The sequence below is a fragment of the Amycolatopsis sp. NPDC059235 genome, assembly GCF_042754125.1.
Classification (GTDB): Bacteria; Actinomycetota; Actinomycetes; order Mycobacteriales; family Pseudonocardiaceae; genus Amycolatopsis; species Amycolatopsis albidoflava.
Genome location: NZ_JBHZAG010000065.1, coordinates 5,042 through 28,394, shown reverse-complemented (window position 1 = coordinate 28,394; position 23,353 = coordinate 5,042). Strand labels below are relative to the sequence as shown.

The following is a 23,353-nucleotide window of genomic DNA, read 5'->3' as shown; positions in this document are numbered from 1 at the left end:
CCCGGTTGACGTATACCCCTTGCTGTGGCGGCTTCGACGATTGGACTGTTGCATCCGGGCCGGATGGGTTCGGCCATCGCGGCGCAACTGATCGCGGGCGGGCACCAGGTGCTGTGGTGCCCGGCCGGACGGTCCGCGGGAACGGCGCGCCGAGCCGCGGAGACCGGGTTGACGGCGGTGGAAACGGTTCCGCGGCTCCTCGACCGGAGCGCGGTCGTGTTCTCGATCTGCCCGCCCGCCGCGGCCGAGGAGGTCGCCGAGGACATCGGGGACTACAGCGGGATCTACGTCGAGGCGAACGCGATCAGTCCACAAAGGATGATCGCGATCGCCGACCGGCTCCGCGCGACCGTGGTGGACGGATCGATCATCGGGCCGCCCCCGGACGAGCATTCGACCGCGCGGGTCTACCTGTCCGGTCCGGAGAACGCCGTCGAACGGGTACGGGGCCTGCTGACCGCCGGGAACGCCGAACCGGTGCCGCTGGCAAACCGCGTCGGCGCGGCGAGCGCGCTGAAGATGGCCTATGGCTCGTTCCAGAAGACCTCGCGTGCGCTGGCCGCGGTCAGCCATGCGATCGCCGGCGACTACGGCGTCGGCGAACACCTGCTCAGGGAGGCAGCTGCCTTCGACGGCAACGCACTGGCGGATCCGGACGGGCTGCCGTCCACTGCCGCGCGCGCTTGGCGCTGGGCGCCGGAAATGCTGGAGGTCGCGGAAACCGCGCGGGAGCTCGGCCTTCCGGAAGCCCTCGCCACCGCCTCGGCCGAGGTACTGTCGCGCTGGGCGGACGACAAGGACGACTTCGACCTCGACCTTCCGGCGACGCTGCGCCACCTGCATCGCGAATAGCTCTTCGCCTTTGCCCGTCGGCGCAGAACCGCCCGCGGGAGTGCTGACGGGGTCAGATGCCCTCGACCACAGTCTCCTCGCGACGAAGCGTGCCGTCGTGAAGCCACCCGCTCGCCAGCCCTCCCGAACTGCTTACCCGGCACCTGGCCGACACCGCACTAGCCCAACTCGTGGACCACGCCGGCAAGAGCCGCCCTGCCCACGAACTCCTGGGCTCGCTCCCCGGATACTCCGAACCACGCGCAGTCGGTCGGGGGTGGCGCACCTACGACCTGCCATCCCGCATCCCTCTCCCGAACACCAACCGGCGACCCCAACGCCGGCCCTACGGGCCCAGTCAGCCTTTAAGACGAGGGAACAACTTCTCCGAATTCCCACGGTCGATCGCCGCCCGCAGGCCGTCGCCCAAGGGATAGCGTTCGAAGGTCTTGTTCATGAAGCCGACGGCTACCGCGGGAGCGAACGGGAAATCGCTGCCGTAAGTGATGCGGTCCGGATCCGCCACCTCCAGAAGGCTCGGCAAGGCCGAAGGCGACGCCGAAAGAGCGATGTCGTAGTAGAACTGCCGCAGGACGGCGAGCTGCTTGGGAACCTGATGCTTCTGGTCGAGCAGCGCCCACGCTTGCTGTGCCTTGTTCTTCGTGTTCAGCATCGTGAGCAGGATGCGGTAAGAAATGTAGGGCACGAACCCGCCCGCGTGGGCGAGGATGAATTTGATTCCCGGGTACTTTTCCATCGATCCCGACAGGATCAGGCTGATCGCGGTGCGCGTGGTGTCGAGCAGGAAGTCCGCGGTGAAGGTGGGGATTCCGGGGACCTCCGGGCCGGGTAGTTCGCCTGGGTGGACGAAGACCGGCGTCTGGCGTTCGTGGAGGAATTGCAGCAGCGGCTCGAATCCGGGGTCGCCGAGGTAGCGGCCGTCGTTGTTGGCCAGCAGGACGATTCCGTCGGCGTGCAGTGTGTCGAGTGCGTACTCGGCCTCGGCGAGTGCGCCTTCGACGTCGGGCAGGGTGAGGGTGGCGAAGAATCCGAATCGATCCGGGCGGTCGGTGACGACTTCGGCGGTGTACTCGTTGACGTCGCGCGCCCAGCGGCGGGCCTCCGGGACGTCTCCGAAGTAGACCCCGGGCGTGGAAAGGGACAGGATTCCGGTGGCGATTCCGTGGCCGTCCATGAACTTCAGCGCGGCTGAAGGCGACCAGGACGGCAGGTCGACGCCGCCGGGGCGAATTCCCTTGTCCCCCATCCACTTCGCGTAGCGGGGCGGAACCAGGTGCTGGTGGGTGTCGATGCGCTGGGCACGGCTCATCGGGGGCATCCTTTCTCGGGGCGGATCAGCGAAGCCGGGCAGCGAGGTCGAATACCGCCTGGGCGTGCAGCTCGAACAGGCGCATCAGGTCGACGCTGTCGCCGCCGATTTCCTTCGCGACGAACAGTCCGTCAGCGCCGGCCATGGCGTACGTCGTGAGCAGTTCGACGGAGGCGGAGTCCAGTTCCGGCATGAATTCGGCGATCATGGTCGCGACGCGTTCGTGCGCGACTCCGCGCACTTGCAGGAACATCGTGCGGGCACTGGGTTCTTCGGGGCGGCGTTCGAGGGTGAGCATGAGGCCGAGGCGCAAGAAGTCCGGAGCATCGAGCAGCGCCTTCGCGACCTGCTGCGCCAGCCCGGTCATGCGCGCCAGCGGCGTTCCGTCTTCCTCCGGCAGGGACAACGCGGCGAGCCAGCTGTCGAAACTGCGCTCGATGACCGCGGCGATCAGGTCGTCTTTGTCCTTGAAATGCCAGTAAATCGAGCTCGCCGGGAGCCCGCATTTCTTGCTCACCAGCGCGATGCTGGTGCCCTCGTAACCACGTTCCCCGGCGACCTCGACGGTCGCGTCGAGGATCTTCCGGCGCGACTCCTCGCCGTTCGCTCGACGGCGTCGCGTACCTCGTTCGTTCACACTCGCACCTTACCGTATCGGTCACTACAGGAAGGGGTTGACCACGCTGCCGGCTCAGCTTACCGTATCGATCGATCCAATTGTAGTGATGACTCCAGGAACACTGTTCCCGACTCGACGTGGAGGCCCCGTGCCGTCGACCGGCTCACCAACGTCCGCTGCGCCCACAAGCATGGTGCGGCGCACTGAGAGCACTGTCCGGGTCGGCGCCCGCGACATCTTCCTCACCGAGATCACCGCCGCGGCGAACCCAGCGAAAGCGACGCCGGTGGTCCTGCTCCACGGCGGTGGCCCGGGCGCGACGGGCGCGTCCAACTACGCCCGCAACGCCGACGCGCTCGCGGCGGCCGGCAACCGCGTGCTGGTTCCGGACATGCCCGGATACGGGCAGTCATCGAAGGAACTGGACCATGCCGACCCGTTCGGCGACCTCGCGATCTTCGTGCGCGGATTGCTCGACGCGCGGGACATCGAGAAGGCGCATGTGGTCGGCAACTCCTACGGCGGGGCGGCGGCGCTGCGGCTGGCGCTCGACCGCCCGGACCGGGTGGAGACGCTCGTGCTGATGGGGCCCGGCGGCATCGGCACGACCCGTCGACCCCCGACCAGGGGGCTGAACGCGTTGCTGGGTTACTACGGCGGCGAGGGCCCGTCCCGGGCGAAGTTGACCTCGTTCATCCGCGAGCACTTGGTCTTCGACGCGTCCGAAGTGCCGGAAGAACTGATCGAACTGCGCTATCAGGCCAGCATCGACCCGGAAGTGGTGGCGAATCCGCCCCTGCGCCGCCCGTCCGGGCGCGGAGCGCTGCGCACGTTGTGGCGCATGGACTTCACTCGCGACCGCGACCGGCTCGCGCGCTGCCAGGTGCCCACGCTGGTCGTGTGGGGCACCCACGACAAGGTCAACCGCCCGTCCGGCGGACCGTGGCTGGCGCGCACCATGCCGCGCTGCGATCTGCATCTGTTTGCCCGCACCGGCCACTGGGCGCAATACGAGCAGGCGCCACGGTTCAACCGGTTGCTGCTCGACTGGCTCGAGGAGGCCAGGTGACCATTGTGGACACTGAGATCCGCCCGGACGTCTTCGGTGCCGCGCGGTTGGGGTACGTCGTCGTCGAGTCGCGGCGGCTGACCGACTGGAACCGTTTCGGGGCCGACGCGATCGGCTTGCACGTCGACGAACTCACCCGCGACACTCTGCGTTTCCGCCTCGACGACCGCGAATGCCGGTTCCTCGTCCAGCGCGGCCCGGCCGAGGACGTCATCGCCGCAGGCTGGGAAATCGACGACCACGAGACCTTCGAGGTCGTGCTGGGACGGGTCGCCGCCGCCGGGCTTCCCGTCGTCGAAGGCTCCCCGGAGGAGGCCACCCTGCGCGGGGTCGAACGGCTGTGGCGATTCCCCGGTCCGAAAGGCATCGCCACCGAGGTCTTCACCCGGGCCCGCACCACCGCCGCGCCGTTGCGGATGCGCAACACCGCGTTCGTCACCGGCCGTTCCGGCATGGGTCACCTGGCGATCACCACCACCCGGCCCGAGCAGTTGCACACCTACTGGAACAACCTGCTGGACCTGCGCCTGTCGGACCGGATCGTCGAACGCGTCGGCCCGGCGAAACTGAACATCCGGTTCCTGCGCAGCGGGCAGCGCCACCATTCCATCGCGCTCGCCAACGTCGCCGGGCTGGCGCTCGACCCGGTCCGCACCTCCGTGCAGCACGTCAACATCGAGATCGCCACCCTGGAAGACCTCCTCGCCGGCTTTCACCGGGTCACCGAACTCGGCTTCGCCATGGCCTGGTCGATCGGCCAGCACACCAACGATCGCGAGCTGTCCTACTACTGCGTCACGCCGTCCGGGTTCGAACTCGAGGTCGGCTGGAACCCGGTCGTCGTCACCCCCGAACGGGAGGAGACCTGGGAACCCACCACGTACCAAGGCATTTCGCTTTGGGGGCACACCACGGCCGGTGCCGGCGTCGCCGCCCTCATGTCGCGTTTCCAAGCCGCGGTCCGGTCGCTGCGCGAGCAGGAGGAGACCGTCCCGGCGCTGTCCTCCACCGCGTTGGGCACCCATCGCTGACATCCGTCTCAGCCAAGGAGGCACACGGAAGTGTCCGAAATCCCCCGCTACGACGTGGCCGTGATCGGGTACGGCCCCACCGGGGTCACTGCCGCCAATCTGCTTGGCGCGCAAGGCTTGAAGGTGGTCGTCGTCGAACGCGACGCCGAGGTCTATACCCGCGCCCGCGCCATCTCCACCGACGAGGAGGTGCTGCGCGTCTGGCAACAGGTCGGCCTCGCCGACGAGCTGCGGCGCGACATGCTGGCCGGGCTGCCGATCGACTTCGTCGATCACCGCGGGCGGTCGTTCCTGTCCGCGTCCTTCGACTCGGCAGGCCATGGCTACCCGCCTCAGCTGTTCATCTACCAACCGGTCCTGGAAGCCACCCTGCGCAAGGGCGTCACGAGGTTCCCGAACGTCGACCTGCTGCTGGCCCACGAATGCCTCCGGGTACGCCAGGACACCGGCGGCGCCGAACTGCTGCTGGCCGAGGACGGCGGCGAGCACCTCAAACGGGTGCGCGCCTCCTGGGTCATCGCCGCGGACGGCGGTTCCAGCCCCACCCGCGGCCAGCTCGGCGTCGGTTTCGACGGCCGCACCTACGAAACCCGCTGGGTGGTCATCGACACCGAGGTCAAGCGCGAGTGGCCCGGTCACGACCGGCTGCGCTTCCACTGCGACCCGCTCCGCCCCGCCGTGGACTGCCCCACCCCGCTGGGACACCACCGCTGGGAATTCCCCGTCCTTCCCGGCGACGACGAAAACGAACTCGTCACCGACGCGGCGGTCTGGCGTCTGCTGAGCCGCCAAGGGATCACTCGCGACGAAGTGACCGTGCTGCGGGCGGTGGTCTACAGCCACCACGTCCGCTCCGCAGCCCGCTGGCGCGTCGGCCGCGTCTTCCTCGCCGGCGACGCGGCCCACGCCATGCCGCCGTGGATCGGCCAGGGCATGGCTGCCGGGGTGCGCGACGCGGCCAACCTGTGCTGGAAGCTCGCCGCCGTCATCCGCGGCGAATTGCCCGAGACCGTGCTGGATTCCTACGAGACCGAGCGCAAACCGCATGTGCGCGAGGTGACGCGCCGCGCGGTACTGGTGGGCCGGATCATCACCGAACGCCGTCGCCGGATCTGCCAGATCCGCGACACGCTGGTGCGTCCTCTATCGCGGCTGTCGCCGGTCCGGCGACTCCTCGTCAAGCTGTCCTGGCTGCCCGCGGCGCGCTACCCACGCGGATTCCTCGGCAGCGGCGCCCCCGCTGTCGGCCACAAGGTGCCCCAGCCGTGGGTACTCGACAGCGACGGTGCCCGCAGCAGGCTCGACGACGTCCTCGACGGCAAGTGGACCGTGCTGAGCACCTGCGCCGCCGTCCCGGACCCGGCGTGGACCGCCGCCGCCCGCCTGACGGTCCTCCCGTCCGGAGCACAGCCGGAAAACGGATGCGTGGTCGACATCGACAACGCCCTTCTTGCCTGGATGCGGACGCATCGGGCGCACACCTTGGCCCTGCGTCCAGACGGCTTCGTCTACGCCGCCGCAGACGCCACGACCGCACTCTCCCCGCCGCCAGCGGGACTCCGGCCGCTCGACGCTGACCGCCTGCTGTCCTGAGTTGGAAGGACCACCGCCATGAACCGAAAGTTCACCCGTCGCCACGCTGTCACGAGCGCCGCGGCACTAGTTGGCGCCGGCTTGTTCAGCACGGCGGCCGGGGTGCCTTCCGGCGCTTATCGGATCGACCTGCACGCACACTTCCTGCCGCCTGGCTACCGGGCTTCCTTGCTGAGCCACGGCTATTTCACCATCGGCGGCTACCCCACCCCCGACTGGTCGCCGGAGGCGGCGCTGGACTTCATGGACCGCTACGGGATCGCCGCCCAAGCACTGTCCATTTCGGACCCCGGCGTGTCGTTCCTCCGAGGTGCGGAGGCGCGGGACATGGCCCGGTACTGCAACACCTACGCCGCCGGGTTGTTCAAGTCCCATCCGACTCGCTTCGGCGGCTTCGCGGTGCTGCCCATGCCTGACGTGGCAGCGTCGATCGCCGAACTCGAATACGCGCTGACCGTGTTGAAACTGGACGGCGTCGTGCTGTTGTCCTCGTACGACGGCGTGTATCTCGGCGACCCGCGCTTCGAGCCGCTGATGGCCGCTCTCGACCGGCACAACGCGTACGTTTTCGTCCATCCCGCGTCAGTGTCCCAGGACTCGAAGCCGGAACTGCCCCTCCCGGATTTCCTCTACGAGTTCACCTTCGACACCACCCGCGCCGCGACAATGCTGATGTACACCGGAACGATGCGCCGCTATCCCCGCATCAGGTTCCAGCTCGCGCACGCCGGCGGCACGATCCCCTTCCTGACCTACCGCTTGGGCGTGCTCTCGAAAACCGGGGCCGCGGATTTGTTCCCGCCCGGCGTGCCGCGGCCGTCGGCGTTCGATGTCGCCGAATTGGTCAAGACTTTCTTCTACGACACCGCGTTGAGCCCGGCCGCGACGGACCTGCGCAGCGTGCTCGCGGCCGGGCAGCAATCCCGCGTCGTTTTCGGCAGCGACTGGCCGTTCTCCCAGTTGACCCTCACCGGTTCCGGAGATCCGCAGCCCGAACTCGATCAGACCTTCACGACCAGCGACCGGCTTCAGATCGAACGAGCCAACAGCTTGCGCGAACTCCCCCGGCTGGCGCAGGCTGTCGGGTCCTGAGTCACCGGCCCGCGGTCGTCAGCGCCGTGAACAGCCGAGGGAGCACGTCGGTCAGATAACGGCTGTCGGCCTTGTCGGGGAGTTCGTCGAGGATCGCGCGTTCGAGCATGGTCTCGTAGAGCGCCACGATCGCGACGACGGCACTGTGCGGATCGACGGTCAGCCGCATCTCCAGGCGGTCGAGCAGGTTGTGCAGGATGTCGGCGAGAGTCTCGTGGAAGCGGCGCTCGGCGGCCGCGACCGGCGCGCGCAGGTCCGGCTGGCGGAGCGCCTGTGCCCGGAACTCGGCGTTGAGCAGGTACCACGTCTCGTCCGCCGCGAGGGACTCCATGAAAAGCAGACCGGCTTTTCGCAGCACCTCGTCGACGGAACCGGGCGCGGCCCGGCCGGCTGCCTCTTCGACGGCCGCGCGCAGCCGCTCGGCGCGCTCCCGCATCTCCACCTCGTAGATCGCCAGGAACAGTTCTTCCTTGCTGGCGAAGTTCGAGTAGAAGGCGCCGCGGGTGAACCCGGCTCGTTCGCAGATCAGCTCGACGGGAGCGTCCCGGATGCCCGTCTCGGCGAACACCTCGTAGGCGGCGGCCATGACTCGCCGCCGCGTTTCCGCACGCCGGCGGGTCATGCGCTTCGGGGTTTCCAGGCTCACGCCGGTCGTCGCCATGTCGCTCACCCTATCTCCGCCGCTCCCCCGACCAGGTGATCGGATACACGTTGCATCGGATGCACACTGCATTACGATACACGTTGTATCCGACCTGTTGGGAGCACCCGTGTCGTCCTTCCTCTACCGGCTGGGCCGCACCGCCGCCCGGGCCCGCGTACTCGTGGTGGCGCTGTGGGTCGTGATCCTGGCCGCGGCCGGCGGCGCGGCGCTCGTGGCCAATCAAGGCACCGACGACGCCTTCGCCATTCCAGGTTCGGAGTCCCAAGACGCCCTCGACCACCTCGGCCGCGTCTTTCCGGAGGTCAGCGGCACGTCCGCGCAACTGGTGCTCGTGGCGCCGGAGGGCGCGAAGGCCGATACCCCGCGGATCCGGGCCGCGGTCGCCCAAGCGGTGAGCCGGATCGGGAAGCTGGACCAGGTCGCCACGGTCGTGAACCCGTTCGACAAAGGCGTCAACGGCGCTGTGTCGAAGGACGGCCGGGCCGCGCTGATCGCCGTGCCGCTGAAAGTGCAGCTCGCCGAAGTCGCCCCGACCACCAAGACGCAGGTCTCCGGGATCGCCGCCGACCTCGCGAAGGCAACCGGCGCGGAGGTCCACACCGGCGGCGACGCGTTTTCCGACCGGGTCCCGAAGCTCAGCCCGACCGAGGGCATCGGCCTGGTCATCGCCTTGCTGGTGCTGGTGCTGATGTTCCGGTCGCTGATCGCCGCGGCGATGCCGCTGGCCACCGCGGTCCTCGGCGTCGGCGTCGCGGGCGGCCTGATCTTCCTGGCCACGCTGGTCACTCCGATCTCCTCGACCGCGCCGATGCTGGCGGTGATGATCGGGCTCGCTGTCGGGATCGACTACGCCCTGTTCCTGCTCTCCCGGCATCGCGACCAGCTGGCGGAAGGCCTCGGCGTCGAAGAGTCGATCGCCCGGGCCACGGCCACCGCCGGGTCGGCAGTGATCTTCGCCGGGCTGACCGTGGTCATCGCCCTGCTCGGGCTGGCGGTCGCGGGAATACCTTTCCTGACCACCATGGGCGTTGCCGCCGCCGTCGCGGTCGCGCTGGCCGTCGCCATCGCCGTCACGCTGGTGCCGGCTCTGATGTCCGTTGCCGGCAAGCGGTTGCGGCCGCGGGTCAAGAAACCGCGGCGGCGGACCCGGCAGCGTCAGAAGCCGCAGATCGCGCGCGGGTGGGTCCGGCTCGCGACCAAGGCGCCGCTGGTCACCGTGCTGGTCGTGGTGGCCGGTCTGGCGGTCTGCGCGATCCCGGCCCTGTCGTTGCGCTTGGCGTTGCCGGACAGCGGAACCGAGGAGCACGGCAGCCCCGCGCGCGACACCTACGACGTCGTCAGCGAACATTTCGGCCCCGGCTACAACGGCCCGCTGATCGTCACGGCGGACATCATCACCAGCACCGATCCGATCGGGCTGATGAACAAGCTCGCCGAGGAGATCCGGCACGTGCCCGGCGTCGCCTCGGTGCCGCTGGCCACGCCGAATCCCAAGGGCGACACCGGCATCGTGCAGGTCATCCCCGCGACCGCGCCGGACTCCGTGCAGACCGACGACCTCGTCGCCCGGCTGCGCGGGATGGAGCCGCACTTCCGGGAAACCTACGGCGCGCAGACCGCGGTCACCGGGATCACCGCGGTCGGGATCGACGTGTCCGCGCAACTCGGCGACGCCCTGGTGCCGTTCGGGATCCTGGTGGTCGGTCTCTCGCTGATCCTGCTGGCCATGGTGTTCCGGTCGATCTGGGTTCCGATCAAAGCGACCGCGGGCTATCTGCTTTCCGTCGCCGCGGCTTTCGGCGCGACGTCGTTCGTGTTCGTGCAGGGACATCTCGCGGACGTCCTCAACGTGACTCACGTCGGCAGCGTGATCAGCTTTCTGCCGATCATCCTCATGGGTGTCCTTTTCGGACTGGCCATGGACTACGAGGTCTTCCTCGTCTCGCGAATCCGCGAGGACTACGTCCACCAGGGCGATCCGCACCACGCCATCGAATCCGGGTTCGTTTCCGCGTCGCGGGTGGTCGTCGCGGCCGCGGTGATCATGCTCGCGGTCTTCGCCGCGTTCGTGCCCGACGGCAGCGCCACGATCAAGCCGATCGCGTTCAGTCTCGCGGTCGGAGTGTTCATCGACGCCTTCGTCGTGCGCATGACCCTGGTGCCCGCGGTCCTCGCGCTGCTGGGCCGCCGCGCCTGGGGATTACCTCCGAAGCTCGACCGCGCCCTGCCGGTATTCGACGCGGAAGGCGACGCGCTCGTCCACGAACTGCGCCTGGCCGACTGGCCCGAGCAGGGCAGCACCGAGGCGGTCAGCGCCCGTGCGCTCCGGCTCGAAGACGACCGGGGCGCTCCGGTCTACTCAGGAATCGAGCTGCACCTCCAAGGCGGAGAAGTCCTTGTGCTGCACGGCCCGGGCGCATGCGGCAAAACAGCATTGCTGTACACGCTCGCCGGACGGGTCACGAAGTTCACCGGCGACCTGAAGGTGCTCGGGCGCGTCCTGCCGCAGCACGCACACGCCCTTCGCCGGGACGTCGCCGTCGTTCCCTGCCGCGAGGAGGAAAACCCGGCGCGCCAGATCGCTGAAGCTCTTCGGAGCGACGCCGGGCTCATCGTCGTCGACGACGTCGATCTCGTGCTCCGCACGGATGTCCGAGACCAGGTGCGCGCTCTGCTCGGCGATCGCCGCACCCGCTCCGGCGAAGCCGCCACCTTCGTGCTCACTTGCCAGGATCCCGACCGCATCCGGGACCTGCTGCCCGCTGGAGCCACCCGCCTGCACGGTCTCACCGCCGCCAAGCCCGCCGAGGTCCGCTGATGCTGAAGCCGTTCGCCAACTCCGCCCGCGCTCTGGCCGCCGGGCCGCTGACCTGGCGCACCTGGGCCGGTCTGATCGCCGTGCCGCTGATCGTCATGGGCTTGCTCACCTGGGCGTTCTGGACGCCGGACGCCAATCACGGCACCGCGAAAGCGGCCGTGGTGAACAACGACGAACCGGTGCAGGTCAACGGCCAGACCATCCCGCTCGGCCGTCAGCTCGCCGGATACCTGACCCACAGCGAGGATTCCGCGTACACCTGGGTGCTCACCGATGCCGACGACGCCGCCTCCGGTCTGGCCGACGGCAGCTACGCGGCCACCGTCACGATCCCGAAGGACTTCTCGGCCCACGCCACCTCCAGCGCCACCGGCAAACCGCTCGACGCGCGGCAGGCACGGCTGCAGGTGCAGACGTCCGACGCCGCCGGGGTCACCGATCCCAGCCTGGCGACGCACATCGCCAAGGCCACCCAGCAAACTCTCAATCAGCAAGTCGTGGAAACCTACCTGGACAACGTGTATGTCGGGTTCACGACGCTGCACAAGCAGGTCGGACAGGCGGCCGACGGGGCAGCCCAGCTTGCCGACGGAAACCGGCAACTGGCCGAGGCCGCCGGACAGCTCAACGACGGCGCCGGCCAGCTCGCCAACGGGACCGAACAACTCACCGCCGGATCCGGCAAGCTCTCCTCCGGGCTCACCCAAGCCGAACGGGACACCGCGCAACTGCCCTCACTGACCCGGCAACTAGCCGCTGGGGCTGATCAGGTCGCCGACGGCAACGAGCAACTCGCCGCCGTGGTCGTACCGCTGGCCAACCGGATCATCGCCGCCATCGACGCCCTCCCGTCGGCTGGCAACGCCGCGCAGCAGTTCCGGCAGCTAGCCGACCAGTGCCCCGCCAACGGCGGCTCGCCCTCCTTCTGCAACGACCTGAGCCAGACCGCAGACCGGTTCACAACCGACGCACAGAAGATCGACGATGCGAAGGCCGCCGTCCGCGCGAACGCCGTCAAGGCTCGCGACTCCATCCAGGCCTTGGCCACCGGAGCCCGCAAGGTCGCCGACGGAAATGCCCAGCTGGCCGAGAAATCCGAACAGCTCGCCGCCGGAATCGCGTCCGCCGCGGACGGCGCCCGCCAGCTCGACACCGGTGTCCGGCAAGCAAATTCCGGTGCCCACAAGCTCGCTACCGGCACCGGACAACTGACCGACGGCGCCAAGAAAGCCGACCACGGCGCCCACGAACTGGCCACCCAGCTCGACAAGGGCCGCGACCAAGTGCCCAGCTACACCGACGCTGAACGCGCACATCTCAAGACCGTCGCCGCCGCCCCGAGCACCTCAGCCGCCGACGGAACCCCGACCGGAACCTTGGCCCTGACGCTGTTCGCCGCTTTGGGCCTGTGGGCGCTGGCACTGGCGACCTACCTCATCACCCGCGCCGTTCCCGACGCAGTCCTCACCGCCCGCGAACCCACCTGGCGAATCATCCTGCGCGCCGCCATCCCCGGCGCGACCGCCGCCGCCCTCGCCGCCGTCGCCATCACCGCCATCGCAGTCCCCGTGCTCAAACTCGGCCTCGGCAGCACCGTCGGGTTCTTGCTGATCGCACTGCTGGCCGCGTCGGCGTTCGTGGCCCTCAACCAGGCAGCGACGGCAATCTTCGGCCGGGCCGGCCGGATAGCCTCACTCGCGGTACTTGTCCTGGCCGGAGCAACCGGTGTGGTCTCGACACTTCCCGGACCGCTGTACGCACTCGCCGACTACCTGCCGACCCACGGCGCGGTGCTCGCGTTGCGCGCCGCCGCCACCGACGGGACCGGGCTGGCCACGGGTGTCGCCCAGCTCGCGGCGTGGCTGCTGGTCGGCGGTCTGGTTTCGATTCTGGTCACCGATCGCCGCCGGTACCTTTCCGCCAGAAGCATCCGCCTCCGGCGGACTCGTGCGCTGTCCGCCACTTGATCGGGAGACGGCGACCTCGCGCCCATTCCCCGCTCGTTGAGCAACCAACTGCTGCCCGGACCCGGACCGAACTACGATGTCGTCAGACAGCACCAAAGATGACCGTCCGGTCCCGCAGCTCGACAAATTTATTTTCTCCTTTGTGGCGACCAGCGTCTTCAGTTCATTTCCACCCAATACCGCCGGAGAATTGTCCGGAACGGCGACAGCTCGGCGCCACCATCGAAGTCGAGGCAGCCTTCGACCGTTGAGTCGGCCGATGGGCGCCTCAACGGCGGTCAGGAAAACAGGCTTGCTCGAACAATCCCTTGGGCTACCGGCGCCGTACTCGTTCCCAGCGCCTCCGGGAAGCCTCGAGCCAAGAGTGTTTTGACACTGTTTTCGCAGGTCAGACCCTATACAAAGAGGGGCAGAGTGGGCCGGGTCGGGCTCGAACCGACGGCCAAGGGATTATGAGTCCCCTGCTCTAACCAACTGAGCTACCGGCCCCTGGGTTCGCTTCCGCAGGTCGATCCCCCCAGTTCAGGTCAACTTAGCACAGGGCCCGCGCGGGCCGGGGAGCGTAGGCCGATCGGGTCGGGAACCCTCGCGCGGGCCGTCAGTCGCCTAGATTGCTGGGGGTCGGGTCCGAGAGGAGACCGCCATGCCCATCCCAGCACGGGTTCCGCTCGCGCTTCTCGATGCTCTCGCCGCCGGGCTCGGGCTGGGCTACCTCGCTCGCGACTACCGGGACACCCTCGTCTCGCACGGGGCGGTCCTGTCAGTCGCCGCAGTCGTGGGGGTTGCGGTAATCGTGGTGGCATACCGGGGATACCGTGCACTTCGCAGTGCGAACACCCGCCTGGACGCGATAATCGCGGACGAGCTGTCACGGCGCAAGCCGTCGCCGCGGCCGCGGCGGTAACGCGGATTCCGTTGCGGTTACGTGGGAAAATGAGCAACGCCGCCCAACCCGGCAATGGCGCCGTACAAACCAGGCGCGAGTGCCTCGGCGAGACCGCCGGGCGGCACTGCTTCCCGCAAAAGGTGCAGCCACGCGAAGACGGAACCGAGCAGCATCGCGTGCACTACGGGCACTTCGGGGCGGCGAAGCAGCTCGCCGCGGTCGACTGCGCGGTCTAGCACCTCCACCAGGTAAGCCCGTTCCCGCACCAGGAACAATTCGCCGAGCCGGGCCGTGGGTGCGTCTTCGGCGCGGAGGTCGGCAAGCAGGCCAGGCAACGCGTTTCGCACTTGTGGTCCGTCCAAAGCGGACTGAATGTCGGCGAGAACGCCCGCCACGTCACCGCGCAGAGTGCCGGTGTCGGGCGGAGCTGCCAGTGCGTCGTCGTGCACGACGGCAGCGAAGACGAGTTCCGCCTTCGACTTCCAGCGCCGGTAGAGCGCCGCCTTGCCGACGCCGGCACGCGCGGCGATCGCGTCGACCGTGCATCGCTGGTAGCCGACCTCCTCCAGCAGTTCGTTGACCGCGGCCCGCACCGCCTCGTCGATTCCCTGCTCTCGCGGCCGTCCGCGCCGGTTGTGCGTCATGGCGCACAGTTTACGAGACTGGCAGTTCCGTATATCTTCGGGGGCATGACCTGGGACAAAACCTCCACCCGGACCCTCGCCGTCGACCCGGCCGCGCTCTGGGACGTCCTCGCCGACGTCGAGAACTGGCCGCGCTGGGACCCGGACGTCGCGCGCGTCGAACTGCACGGGCCGATCACCGCCGGATCGACCGGATTCCTTTACCCCAGCGGCGGATTCCGCGGCAGCGTGCACGCGAAAATCGCGAAGGACTTCACCTTCACGGCCTGGCGGCCCGGACACGAGTTCACGCTCCGCCAGCCCGTTCCGCTCGGCCGGATGGACCTCCGGCTGAGCGTCGCGGCCGTCCCCGGCGGGGCCGAGCTGACCCAGCGCGTCGTCCTCGACACGCCGCTGCGGGCGGTCATGGTGCGGATCATCGGCGCGGACATCGTGGCGAACTTCGGCCGGAAATGCGACGCGCTGACCCGGCTCGCCACCGCGAACGCGACCTGACCGCCCCCGCGGTCCCGGCCGGAGCACCAGGACCGCGGGCGGGCGGACCGGACTAGTTCCGGTACCGGAACAGGATCCGGCCCCGGTCGAGGTCGTACGGGCTCAGCTCCACCAAAACCCGGTCATACGGCACGATCTTGATGAAGTTCTTCCTGATCTTGCCGCTGATGTGGGCCAGCACGTGGTGCCCGTTCGGCAATTCGACGGTGAACCGGGCGTCGCGCAGGCACTCGACCACGGTTCCCTCGACTTCGATCCCGCCCTTACCGGCCATGGCGCATCAACTCCACCGTGCTGTTCGCCCGCCGCGCGCCGATGCCCTCGAACAGCGCCGTCGCCGCCGTGTTGGCCTCGTTCACCTCGGCGGACGCCGTCTTGATCCCTGCTCGGTGCAGGACGTCGAGTGTGTGAATCAACAGCCCGCGCGCGATGCCCCGGCGTTGCCGGTCAGCGCGGACGGCGACGAGCCCGATCCGGGGCAGGCGCGTCACCTGAACCACGCGAATCAGACCCACGTATTCGCCGTCCTCGACAGCCACGGCGTACTTCGACGGATCCACGACAGTGTCGCCAGCCGGGTGCGGCAACACCTCGGCCGGCATCTCCGACCAGCCGACAGTCGCCTCGACCTCGGCGCGAACGACGCGGTCCAGCTCGCGCAACGGACCCTCTTCAGAGGACCCGGCGGGCACGATCGCGACGCCCGGCGGCGGGACAACCGGCCCGGCAGCGCGCGTGGGCACGACGTACTCCCATTCTCGGCGGCGGATCGTCAGACCGGCCTGCTGCCAGCCGTCCAGCAGTTCGCGGTCGGTTTCGTCGACCACGGTGTGGACGGGGTCCGGCAGGGTCGCCAGCATTTCGCGGGCGAGCTGGTCGAAGACGGAGCGGTGCCAGGCGTCGACGCTCAGGAAAACCCGCCCGTCGGGCCGGGTGGTGGCCTCGCCGCGACCGGCCGGCCTGCCGTCGTCCGACGCTTGCCACAGTCCGGGTTCGACCCGGGTGATGCTCACCGCGGGTTCGCCCTCGGTGAAACGCACAGTGTCCATGATGGTCACCTTTCGGAGTGCCTTCAGCTCAAGGCGCTCCTGGCAACCCCTACGTCAGTCGCCCGACCGTGACGACACGGGGAGCACCCACATCGAAACAGCGTTCATGGGGCTCACCTCCTGGCGTCGAGTCACGGTCGAAGCGAACCATAACGGCACCTGATGACCCCGTCCACCGATTTAATTCGCCCGCAGCACTACCTTGCCGCGACCATGTCCGACAGCCACCTCGCGATGGGCGCTCGCGGCGTCGTCGAGCGGGTACTCCGCCCGGACGGTCACCCGCAGTTCGCCTCGCGCGCACAGGTCGAGCAGCTCGCCGAGCCGCCGGGCGGACCGGTCGCTGGTGATCCACTGTCCGCCGAGTTCGGCGGCCAATGCTGGCTCCACAATGGATCCGATCCGGCCGCGATCGGCCACGATCTCCGCCGCAGTGCGAAGGTTTCCGTGCCCGGCGGTATCGAGAGCGAGGTCTATACCAGCTGAGGCGGCTTTACGGAGGCGTTCGATTTCGCCTTCGCCGTAGGTCACTGGTATCGCACCAAGCGCGCGGAGATATTCCTGGTTCTGCGCGCTGCCGGTCCCGATCACGCGCAGCCCGCGATAGCGCGCCAACTGGACCGCCATCGAGCCGACGCCGCCAGCCGCCCCGTGGATCAGGATCGTCTCGCCGGAGCGTGCACCGAGCCGCTCCAACGCGGTGTGCGCCGTCTGTCCAGAAGCAGACAGCGCTCCTGCCGTCAGCCAATCGACCTTCTCCGGTTTGAGAGTTACTTGGCTGGCTGGCGCGCTGACGTACTCGGCATAGCAGCCCAGCACCCGGAACCCGGAAACCTGTTGTCCGGTCTCGAATTCGGTCACCCCGGCACCGACCTGGACGATCGTCCCCGCGAACTCGTTGCCCAGAACCTGCGGAAACTCGATGGTCGCGCCCGGCGGCGTCCAGCCGTCCCGGATCGCGACGTCGGTCGGCTGAACGCCAGCAGCCTCGACGCGCACCAGCACCTCCCCGGGTCCCGCGGCCGGCGTCGGCAACCGGTGAAGGGTCAGCCGTTCGGCAGGTCCGAACTCGTCGATCGCGGCAGCACGCATCACCGTCGGGATCTCGGACATCACGCCACCGCCTTCGCTGCCGACCGGACGAATTCCGTCAGCTCCTGGACGCTGCTCGCCCCGGCGAAAAGGCGGTCGCCATGCACGATCGTCGGCACAGAACGGATCCCCAGCGACCGTCCTTCTTCGTGATCCGCCAGCACTTCCGCCGCGTAGTCCTCGTTCTCGCCGAGCGCGAGCACCTCGTCGCGCTGCAGCCCGGTCTTCAAGTCCGCCAGCACGTTCCAATCCGCCAGATCGAGGTTGTCCCGCAGATGCGCGGCGAACATCGCCTCCCACGCAACGGTTTCGGCGAGTCCCCGCGCGGCGGCCAGCTTGAGCACCCGATGGGCGGGCCGGGAATCGAGCGCCCACGCGGTGTCCATGCGAATCGTCAGCCCGTCCGCGCGCCCAGTCTGCTCGATCCGGTCCCGGCGGCGTTCCCATTCCGTCTCGCTGATCCCCCATTCGACCGCGGCGACCTCGCCGATCCGCCGCCGCCGCGGACCAGGACCTTCCGGAGCCAGAAGAAAACTCCGATGCTCGACGCGGGCCGGGACACCCGACTCCGCAATCGCTTGCGCGAGGCGGCGATGTCCCATCCAGCACCACGGACACAGCACGTCGGCCCATACCCGCAGGGTCGTAGTCGTCACAAAATCCCCTTCACGCGCGATCACCGCCGCCGTCCGGGCGGTGCCTACAGTGGACTTCATCAAGCAGACTTGATGTCAAGCACGGAAAGAGCTGCCATGCCCCAGATCACGCGCGAGGTCGTCTGGCTGAAGCCGGGACAGATCGCCGAACGCGCCGGCGTGAGCGTCCCGACGCTGCACTATTACGAGAGCCGCGGGCTCATCGCGAGCAGGCGTACGAGCGGCAACCGGCGCGAGTACCGCCGCGACACGCTGCGCATGATCGCCTTCATCCGTACCGCGCAGCGCGTCGGGGTGTCGCTGGAGGAGATCAAGGACGCGCTCGCCGAACTGCCGGACCAGCGCATCCCGACCAAACGAGACTGGGAGCGCATCTCCCGCCGCTGGCACGACCGCCTCACCGCCCGGATCGAGGAACTGACCGCGCTGCGCGACCGCTTCACCGACTGCATCGGCTGCGGCTGCCTGTCGCTGAAATCCTGCCCGTACTCGAATCCGGACGACGTCCTCGGCCAGGGCGGTGCGGGGGCGCGCCGGTTTCCGCATTAGGCGCCCGCGCGCTCCGCGTGCCTCCCGCCTTCCCGCCTTCCCGCGCGCTCTCCGCTTCGCGGGTCGCGGGTCGTGAGGGTTCCCCTCACGGACCCAGAGTCCGTGAAGGTGGCCCTCACGGACTCCGACGGGTCCTGAGCAGAGACTCCGACGGACTCTGAGTCGGTGAGGGGTCCCCTCACCGGAACCGAACTGCCGTAAAAGTGGCTCTCACGGAATCAGCGGGCCGGAGCAGCGCGCCAGCAACGGGCCGCGCACAGCGGGTCGCCGCTAGCCGCCGAGCGCCGCCCGGAAATACCGCCCCGTCGCGCCGTCATGCTCGGCGAGTCCCTTCGGCGTGCCGGTGTAGAGCACCTGGCCGCCGTTCTCGCCCGCGCCGGGGCCGAGGTCGAGCACCCAGTCCGCGGCGGCGACCACGTGCAGCGAATGCTCGACCACGACGAGCGTCCGGCCTTCGTCGACGAGCCGGTCCAGCAGCGCCACCATCCGCGTGGTGTCGCTGGGATGCAGGCCCGCGGTGGGTTCGTCGACGAGCAGGTCGTCGCTGGTCGAGTCGAGCTGCCGGGCGAGTTTCAGCCGTTGCCGCTCGCCGCCGGAGAGCGTGTCGAGCGTGCGGCCGCTCGCCAGGTGCCCCAGCCCCAGTTCGCCGAGCAGCGCGGCCAGCCGGACCACGTCCGGATGCGGCACGTACCGGGCCAGCGCCGACATCGGCGTGCCCAGCACCTCCAGCACCGTCCGCCCTTCGAGCCGCGTTTCCAGCGCCTCAGCACGGAATCCGGTCGCGTCGCACTCCTCGCACGGCGTGTCGACATCCTCCAGGAACGCCAGGTCCGTCCGCCGGACGCCGGTGCCTCGACACGCCGGGCACCCGCCCTGCGAACGCGGGTTGAACAGCTTCGGCGACTCCCCGCTCACCTCCGCGAACGCGCGCTGCACCGGGTCGGCCAGCCCGAGCCAGGTGCCAACCGTCGATCGCGACGTCGCGACGATCTGGCTCTGATCGACCACCGTGAACCGCGGGTGCCGCTCGGCGAGTTCGCCCGCCAGCGTCGACTTCCCGGACCCGGCCACCCCGGTGATCACCGTGAGGACGCCCGTCGGCACATCGACGTCGATGTCGCGCAGCGTATGCCGGTCCAGCCCGCGCAACGGCAGCCAGCCGGTCGGTTCCCGCAGCGTGTCCTTGAGCCGGACGCCCGTGCGCAACGCCCGCGCGGTCGTCGTGTCCGCCTTCCGCAACTCCGCCGGCGGGCCGTGGAACACCACGCGTCCGCCAGCTTCCCCCGCTCCCGGCCCCAGGTCGATCACGTGGTCCGCTGCGACCATCACCGCTTCGTGGTGATCCACTACCAGCACCGTGTTGCCATGATCACGCAACCGCCGGAGTACATCAACGAGGGACGCGACGTCGGCCGGATGCAGCCCGTCTGTCGGCTCGTCGAGCACGTACGTGAGGTCGGTGAGGCTCGATCCCAAGTGCCGCACCAATTTCAGCCGCTGCGATTCGCCGCCGGACAACGTCGGCGTGGCGCGGTAGCAGTGCAGGTGACCGAGGCCGAGCGTGATCATCGATTCCAGCCGCAACCGCAGCGCCGCCACCAGCGGACGCGCCCACTCGTGCTCGAGCCCGGCGCAGAATTCCAGCAATCCGGCCGCGTCGCGATACCCGAGGTCCACAATGGACACTCCGTTGATCCGGCTCTCCCGCGCGGCCGGCGCGAGCCTGCTGCCGCCGCAGTCCGGACACGGCCGCTGCCGGGTCACGTCGGCGAGCGCCGCCCGCACCGCCGGCCCCATCTTGGCCTCGCGTTCGACGAACAACCGCCGGATCCGCGGCACCATCGACTGGTATTTCGCGCTGGCCGGAAAGCGAGGCAACGGATTCGGCGGCTTCTGCGTCGGGCCGTGCAGCAGGAACTGCACCAGTTCCTCAGGCCACTCCCGCAACGGCAGATCGTTGTCGAAGAATCCCGAGTAGACATAGCGCTTCCAGATCCAGCTGTCGACCGCGAAGCTGGGGAAGACCATCGCCCCTTCGTTGAGCGAACGGCCGCGGTCGATCATCCGCTCGCCGTCGATGTCGGTGACCGTGCCGAGCCCCGCGCAAGCCGGGCACATGCCGGACGGATCGTTGAACGAGTAGGCGGGCGAGTACCCCGCGGACGGTTCGCCCAGGCGGGAGAACAACATCCGCAGCATCGTCCACACCTCGGTGGCGGTGCCGACCGTCGACCGCGAATTCGTGCCGAGCGGCCGCTGATCGACCACGACGACGGTGGTCAACCCGCTGAGCGAACTGGCCTCGGGAGCCGGATCGTGCGGCAGTTTGGTCCGCACGAACGCGGGCATCGTCGAGTACAACTGCCGCCGCGACTCGGCCGCGAGCGTCGCGAACGCCAGCGACGATTTGCCGGACCCGGAAACGCCGGTGACCGCGACCAGCTGGTGCTTGGGAATGTCGACGTCCACGTCGGCGAGGTTGTGCGTGCGCACACCGCGGAGGCTGATCATGTTCGACGGCATGTCCCGCAGCCTACGTCCCGGCGGGGGTTCGGGTGGGGTGGGTTGAGCTGCGCTGGGGCGGGGTGAGCTGGGGTGCGGCGGGGCAAGCCGGGCGAGGCACGGGTCGGCCGAGCGAGACACGACTGGGCGAGGCGGCGGGTCGTAGTTGGACGAGGCGCGGTTCGACCGAGCGAGACCACAACTGGGCGGGACGGCGGGCCGCGGCCGGGCGAGGCACAGATCGGCTGGACGAGGCACGGGTCGGCGGGGCGCGGCCGGACGGACCGCAGCTGAGCAAGTAGCGGCTGGGGCAGGTCGAAGTTCGCCGGGTTGCGGCGAGGCCAGCTTGTTCGCGGCCAGCCCAACCGTTCCCGCCCACCCGACGCCCTCCCCCAGTTTCTGGACTTGCTGGTCCATTTTTCCGAAGGCACCCTGGCCGAGCCAGGCGGGCGCGGCCCGCGCGTGTTTTCGGGAACGGAGCGGTGACCCCGATGCCTCTTGATCAGTATTACCTGCTCGGCCGGTCCGGATTGCGGGTCAGCAGGCTCGCGCTCGGCACGATGAATTTCGGCACCGACGGGTTCCACGCCGCCTACGGGAAGTCCGAGGAACAGGCGTGGCCGATCTTCCGCAAGTACGTCGAGGAAGGCGGCAATTTCGTCGACACTGCGGACTTCTACACCGCCGGGGAGAGCGAGCGGCTGCTCGGCAAGTTCATCGCCGAGACGGGCGAGCGGGACCGGCTGGTGCTGACGTCGAAGTTCACCAACAGCGTCGACCCGGGCGATCCGAACGCGGGCGGCAACGGCCGCAAGCACATGATCCGGTCGGTGGAGGCGTCGCTGCGCCGGCTGGGCACCGATTATCTCGACCTGTTCCTGCTGCACACCTGGGACCGGATCACGCCGGTCGAGGAAGTGCTGCGGACGTTCGACGATCTGGTGCGGGCGGGGAAGATCCGGTACGCCGGGCTGTCCGACGTGCCCGCGTGGTACGCGAGCCGCGCGCAGACTCTCGCCGACGCGCATTCGCTGCCGCCGATGATCAGCCTTCAGCTGCCGTATTCGCTGATCGAGCGGACGATCGAGACCGAGCACGTCCCGGCGGGGCAGGAGCTGGGACTGGGAATCACCGCGTGGAGCCCGCTCGGCGGCGGGTTCCTGAGCGGCAAATACCGCAGTTCGTCGGCTGGGCTGAGCGGCGAAGGACGGCTGACCGGCGACGGTGCCGCTGGGACCTGGACGGCGCAGCAGTGGGAACTGCTGAAGACGCTCGAGACGGTCGCCGACGAGCTGAACGTCACGATGGCGCAGGTCGCGATCAACTGGGTGGCGACCCAGCCGGGCATCGCGTCGGCGATCGTCGGGGCGAGCAGCGCGGACCAACTGGACGCGACCATGCACGCGCTCGACTTCACTCTGCCCGCCGACCTGCGCGACGCCCTGGACCGCGCGAGCGAGGTGCCGCCGGCCGGGCCGTACCGGATGTTCACGCCGGAGTACCAGTCGTGGCTGATCAACCCGGGCGCGAAGGTGGGCGATAAGCCGGAGGGCTATCGGCCGGTGATGCGCAACTGGGTGCCGGCGAAGCAGCCGTGAACCGCGCGGGATTCCGCGTATTGTGAAAGATGATTTCCCTCGCCCTTTCTAAGATATAGCGCACCCCGGGGCTTGCCGCAAGCCCCGGGGGATGCCGCAGAATCGCTGCTCGATCACGAAAATCGAGCTGCGGGGAGCGGGCGTGCGATTGTCGCGGGCAAGGTCGAGGGTTGAGGTGTGCGGGGAAGTCGTGCCGTCGGCGGTGAGCCCGGTGCGACAGTTGGGGGCGCGTTCCCGTGGCTCCTTAAGCCTCCATTCATTCGGAGCGAGCGCACGGCCGCCACCGACGAGCGGCGTAAAACTCCGCGAGCCGACCGGGACTCGTCCGCTCGGCAGCGCGGAGTACGCCCGGAAATGCCTGGCCCGCCTGGCAATTGGCCACTCCGCTCGGCTCGAGCAGACCTAGTCCGCCTTGGCCTGGCCCGATTCACCTGGCCAACCGCGGTGACCCGGAGCGTTCGCCGTCGGCCGGCCTGCCGTCGCCAGGCGAGTGAACGACGCCGCCAAGCGTGCGACACCGGGGCCTGGCCGACCGCGACTGGACCCGCCCAGTCGTCCCGGCTCAAGGCTCTGCCCGCTACGCCATGGCCCGGGTGCGCCGCCGGACCCGACTCGGCTGCCGCGATTCGACCCGCTCCCCCGCTGTGCCACGCCCAGGGGAACCTGAGGGCTCGGTTCAGCCAGCCTCAACCGACCCCGGCGCGTGTGGCCATCCGGCAAACCTGGCACCCGGGCTCGCGTCGAGCCACCGCCCGGCCACGCGCGACGGCTCGGCTCGGCTCGGCTCGGCTCGGCTCGGCTCGGCTCGGCTCGGCTCGGCTCGGCTCGGCTCGGCTCGGCTCGGCTCGGCTCGGCTCGGCTCGGCTCG

General features: G+C 69.1%; 20 protein-coding genes and 1 tRNA gene. 11 read left to right on the top strand and 10 right to left on the bottom strand.

The annotated features are described in order from the left end of the window. Positions 1 to 24: 24 nt before the first annotated feature. Complete coding sequence (locus ACFXI3_RS33000) at positions 25 to 852, top strand: DUF1932 domain-containing protein (protein WP_378404866.1); 828 nt, start codon at positions 25 to 27, stop codon at positions 850 to 852. Positions 853 to 1,189: 337 nt separating this feature from the next. Here the strand turns inward: ACFXI3_RS33000 and ACFXI3_RS32995 are convergent, their stop codons facing one another. Both ACFXI3_RS32995 and ACFXI3_RS32990 read right to left on the bottom strand, forming a co-directional pair. After that, positions 1,190 to 2,161, bottom strand: a complete 972-nt coding sequence (locus ACFXI3_RS32995; RefSeq protein WP_378404864.1) for an amidohydrolase family protein — start codon at positions 2,159 to 2,161, stop codon at positions 1,190 to 1,192. 25 nt (positions 2,162 to 2,186) lie between these two features. Continuing rightward, positions 2,187 to 2,798, bottom strand: coding sequence for a TetR/AcrR family transcriptional regulator (locus tag ACFXI3_RS32990; RefSeq protein WP_378404862.1), 612 nt, complete (start codon positions 2,796 to 2,798; stop codon positions 2,187 to 2,189). 172 nt (positions 2,799 to 2,970) lie between these two features. Between ACFXI3_RS32990 and ACFXI3_RS32985 the strand changes: the two genes are divergently transcribed. The 4 genes from ACFXI3_RS32985 to ACFXI3_RS32970 are packed head-to-tail and all read left to right on the top strand — an operon-like array spanning position 2,971 to position 7,565. Continuing rightward, positions 2,971 to 3,849, top strand: coding sequence for an alpha/beta fold hydrolase (locus ACFXI3_RS32985; RefSeq protein WP_378404860.1), 879 nt, complete (start codon positions 2,971 to 2,973; stop codon positions 3,847 to 3,849). Further along, positions 3,846 to 4,880, top strand: coding sequence for a VOC family protein (locus ACFXI3_RS32980; protein ID WP_378404858.1), 1,035 nt, complete (start codon positions 3,846 to 3,848; stop codon positions 4,878 to 4,880). Before ACFXI3_RS32985 ends, ACFXI3_RS32980 begins: the two co-directional genes overlap by 4 nt. Before the next feature lie 30 nt (positions 4,881 to 4,910). After that, a complete protein-coding gene (locus tag ACFXI3_RS32975; RefSeq protein ID WP_378404856.1) occupies positions 4,911 to 6,473 on the top strand; it encodes a bifunctional 3-(3-hydroxy-phenyl)propionate/3-hydroxycinnamic acid hydroxylase in 1,563 nt (520 codons plus the stop codon). An 18-nt stretch (positions 6,474 to 6,491) separates the two neighbouring features. After that, a complete protein-coding gene (locus ACFXI3_RS32970) occupies positions 6,492 to 7,565 on the top strand; it encodes an amidohydrolase family protein (RefSeq protein ID WP_378404854.1) in 1,074 nt (357 codons plus the stop codon). Between the two features lies 1 nt (position 7,566). Here ACFXI3_RS32970 and ACFXI3_RS32965 read toward each other — a convergent pair whose 3' ends face one another. Beyond that, positions 7,567 to 8,226: a TetR/AcrR family transcriptional regulator gene (locus tag ACFXI3_RS32965; protein ID WP_378404852.1), complete on the bottom strand. Its 660-nt coding sequence runs from the start codon at positions 8,224 to 8,226 to the stop codon at positions 7,567 to 7,569. Between the two features lie 109 nt (positions 8,227 to 8,335). Between ACFXI3_RS32965 and ACFXI3_RS32960 the strand changes: the two genes are divergently transcribed. Both ACFXI3_RS32960 and ACFXI3_RS32955 read left to right on the top strand, forming a co-directional pair. Continuing rightward, on the top strand, positions 8,336 to 11,047 hold the full coding sequence (locus tag ACFXI3_RS32960; protein WP_378404850.1) for an MMPL family transporter: 2,712 nt from the start codon (positions 8,336 to 8,338) through the stop codon (positions 11,045 to 11,047). Continuing rightward, positions 11,047 to 13,014: a YhgE/Pip family protein gene (locus ACFXI3_RS32955; RefSeq protein WP_378404848.1), complete on the top strand. Its 1,968-nt coding sequence runs from the start codon at positions 11,047 to 11,049 to the stop codon at positions 13,012 to 13,014. The genes ACFXI3_RS32960 and ACFXI3_RS32955 overlap by 1 nt, the downstream gene beginning before the upstream one ends. 415 nt (positions 13,015 to 13,429) lie before the next feature. On the opposite strand, the gene ACFXI3_RS32950 is transcribed toward ACFXI3_RS32955, so the two are convergent. Next, positions 13,430 to 13,503: transfer RNA gene (locus ACFXI3_RS32950), tRNA-Ile, on the bottom strand. Positions 13,504 to 13,657: 154 nt separating this feature from the next. Here ACFXI3_RS32950 and ACFXI3_RS32945 point away from each other — a divergent pair. Next, entirely contained in the window at positions 13,658 to 13,918 is a 261-nt protein-coding gene (locus ACFXI3_RS32945; RefSeq protein WP_344284188.1) for a hypothetical protein, read from the top strand. Between the two features lie 17 nt (positions 13,919 to 13,935). Here ACFXI3_RS32945 and ACFXI3_RS32940 read toward each other — a convergent pair whose 3' ends face one another. After that, positions 13,936 to 14,544: a TetR/AcrR family transcriptional regulator gene (locus ACFXI3_RS32940; RefSeq protein WP_378404846.1), complete on the bottom strand. Its 609-nt coding sequence runs from the start codon at positions 14,542 to 14,544 to the stop codon at positions 13,936 to 13,938. 45 nt (positions 14,545 to 14,589) lie between these two features. Here ACFXI3_RS32940 and ACFXI3_RS32935 point away from each other — a divergent pair, with 45 nt between their 5' ends. Further along, positions 14,590 to 15,039, top strand: coding sequence for an SRPBCC family protein (locus tag ACFXI3_RS32935; protein ID WP_378404844.1), 450 nt, complete (start codon positions 14,590 to 14,592; stop codon positions 15,037 to 15,039). 52 nt (positions 15,040 to 15,091) lie between these two features. On the opposite strand, the gene infA is transcribed toward ACFXI3_RS32935, so the two are convergent. From infA to ACFXI3_RS32915, 4 genes are all read right to left on the bottom strand, one after another. Beyond that, entirely contained in the window at positions 15,092 to 15,313 is a 222-nt protein-coding gene (gene infA / locus ACFXI3_RS32930; protein WP_344284179.1) for a translation initiation factor IF-1, read from the bottom strand. After that, on the bottom strand, positions 15,303 to 16,088 hold the full coding sequence (locus ACFXI3_RS32925) for a GNAT family N-acetyltransferase (RefSeq protein WP_378404842.1): 786 nt from the start codon (positions 16,086 to 16,088) through the stop codon (positions 15,303 to 15,305). The genes infA and ACFXI3_RS32925 overlap by 11 nt, the downstream gene beginning before the upstream one ends. A gap of 180 nt (positions 16,089 to 16,268) precedes the next feature. Further along, positions 16,269 to 17,201, bottom strand: a complete 933-nt coding sequence (locus tag ACFXI3_RS32920; protein ID WP_378404840.1) for an NADP-dependent oxidoreductase — start codon at positions 17,199 to 17,201, stop codon at positions 16,269 to 16,271. Further along, positions 17,201 to 17,836: a DsbA family protein gene (locus ACFXI3_RS32915; RefSeq protein WP_378404838.1), complete on the bottom strand. Its 636-nt coding sequence runs from the start codon at positions 17,834 to 17,836 to the stop codon at positions 17,201 to 17,203. The genes ACFXI3_RS32920 and ACFXI3_RS32915 overlap by 1 nt, the downstream gene beginning before the upstream one ends. Positions 17,837 to 17,932: 96 nt before the next feature. On the opposite strand from ACFXI3_RS32915, the gene soxR reads away from it, so the two are divergent. Beyond that, the gene (gene soxR, locus ACFXI3_RS32910; protein WP_344284167.1) at positions 17,933 to 18,385 is read left to right on the top strand and encodes a redox-sensitive transcriptional activator SoxR; all 453 of its coding nucleotides are present in this window, start codon (positions 17,933 to 17,935) and stop codon (positions 18,383 to 18,385) included. Positions 18,386 to 18,655: 270 nt separating this feature from the next. Here the strand turns inward: soxR and ACFXI3_RS32905 are convergent, their stop codons facing one another. After that, a complete protein-coding gene (locus ACFXI3_RS32905; protein ID WP_378404836.1) occupies positions 18,656 to 20,908 on the bottom strand; it encodes an ATP-binding cassette domain-containing protein in 2,253 nt (750 codons plus the stop codon). Between the two features lie 470 nt (positions 20,909 to 21,378). On the opposite strand from ACFXI3_RS32905, the gene ACFXI3_RS32900 reads away from it, so the two are divergent. Further along, complete coding sequence (locus ACFXI3_RS32900) at positions 21,379 to 22,485, top strand: aldo/keto reductase (RefSeq protein ID WP_378404834.1); 1,107 nt, start codon at positions 21,379 to 21,381, stop codon at positions 22,483 to 22,485. The last annotated feature ends 868 nt before the right edge of the window (positions 22,486 to 23,353 follow it).

Excerpts from the sequence above, each read along its gene's own strand:
- ACFXI3_RS32995 (WP_378404864.1), bottom strand. The coding sequence starts at position 2,161 with ATGAGCCGTGCCCAGCGCATCGACACCCACCAGCACCTGGTTCCGCCC.
- ACFXI3_RS32985 (WP_378404860.1), top strand. The coding sequence starts at position 2,971 with ATGGTGCGGCGCACTGAGAGCACTGTCCGGGTCGGCGCCCGCGACATC.
- ACFXI3_RS32970 (WP_378404854.1), top strand. The coding sequence starts at position 6,492 with ATGAACCGAAAGTTCACCCGTCGCCACGCTGTCACGAGCGCCGCGGCA.
- ACFXI3_RS32965 (WP_378404852.1), bottom strand. The coding sequence starts at position 8,226 with ATGGCGACGACCGGCGTGAGCCTGGAAACCCCGAAGCGCATGACCCGC.
- ACFXI3_RS32955 (WP_378404848.1), top strand. The coding sequence starts at position 11,047 with ATGCTGAAGCCGTTCGCCAACTCCGCCCGCGCTCTGGCCGCCGGGCCG.
- ACFXI3_RS32945 (WP_344284188.1), top strand. The coding sequence starts at position 13,658 with ATGCCCATCCCAGCACGGGTTCCGCTCGCGCTTCTCGATGCTCTCGCC.
- ACFXI3_RS32940 (WP_378404846.1), bottom strand. The coding sequence starts at position 14,544 with ATGACGCACAACCGGCGCGGACGGCCGCGAGAGCAGGGAATCGACGAG.
- ACFXI3_RS32935 (WP_378404844.1), top strand. The coding sequence starts at position 14,590 with ATGACCTGGGACAAAACCTCCACCCGGACCCTCGCCGTCGACCCGGCC.
- infA (WP_344284179.1), bottom strand. The coding sequence starts at position 15,313 with ATGGCCGGTAAGGGCGGGATCGAAGTCGAGGGAACCGTGGTCGAGTGC.
- ACFXI3_RS32925 (WP_378404842.1), bottom strand. The coding sequence starts at position 16,088 with ATGGACACTGTGCGTTTCACCGAGGGCGAACCCGCGGTGAGCATCACC.
- ACFXI3_RS32920 (WP_378404840.1), bottom strand. The coding sequence starts at position 17,201 with ATGTCCGAGATCCCGACGGTGATGCGTGCTGCCGCGATCGACGAGTTC.
- soxR (WP_344284167.1), top strand. The coding sequence starts at position 17,933 with ATGCCCCAGATCACGCGCGAGGTCGTCTGGCTGAAGCCGGGACAGATC.
- ACFXI3_RS32905 (WP_378404836.1), bottom strand. The coding sequence starts at position 20,908 with ATGCCGTCGAACATGATCAGCCTCCGCGGTGTGCGCACGCACAACCTC.
- ACFXI3_RS32900 (WP_378404834.1), top strand. The coding sequence starts at position 21,379 with ATGCCTCTTGATCAGTATTACCTGCTCGGCCGGTCCGGATTGCGGGTC.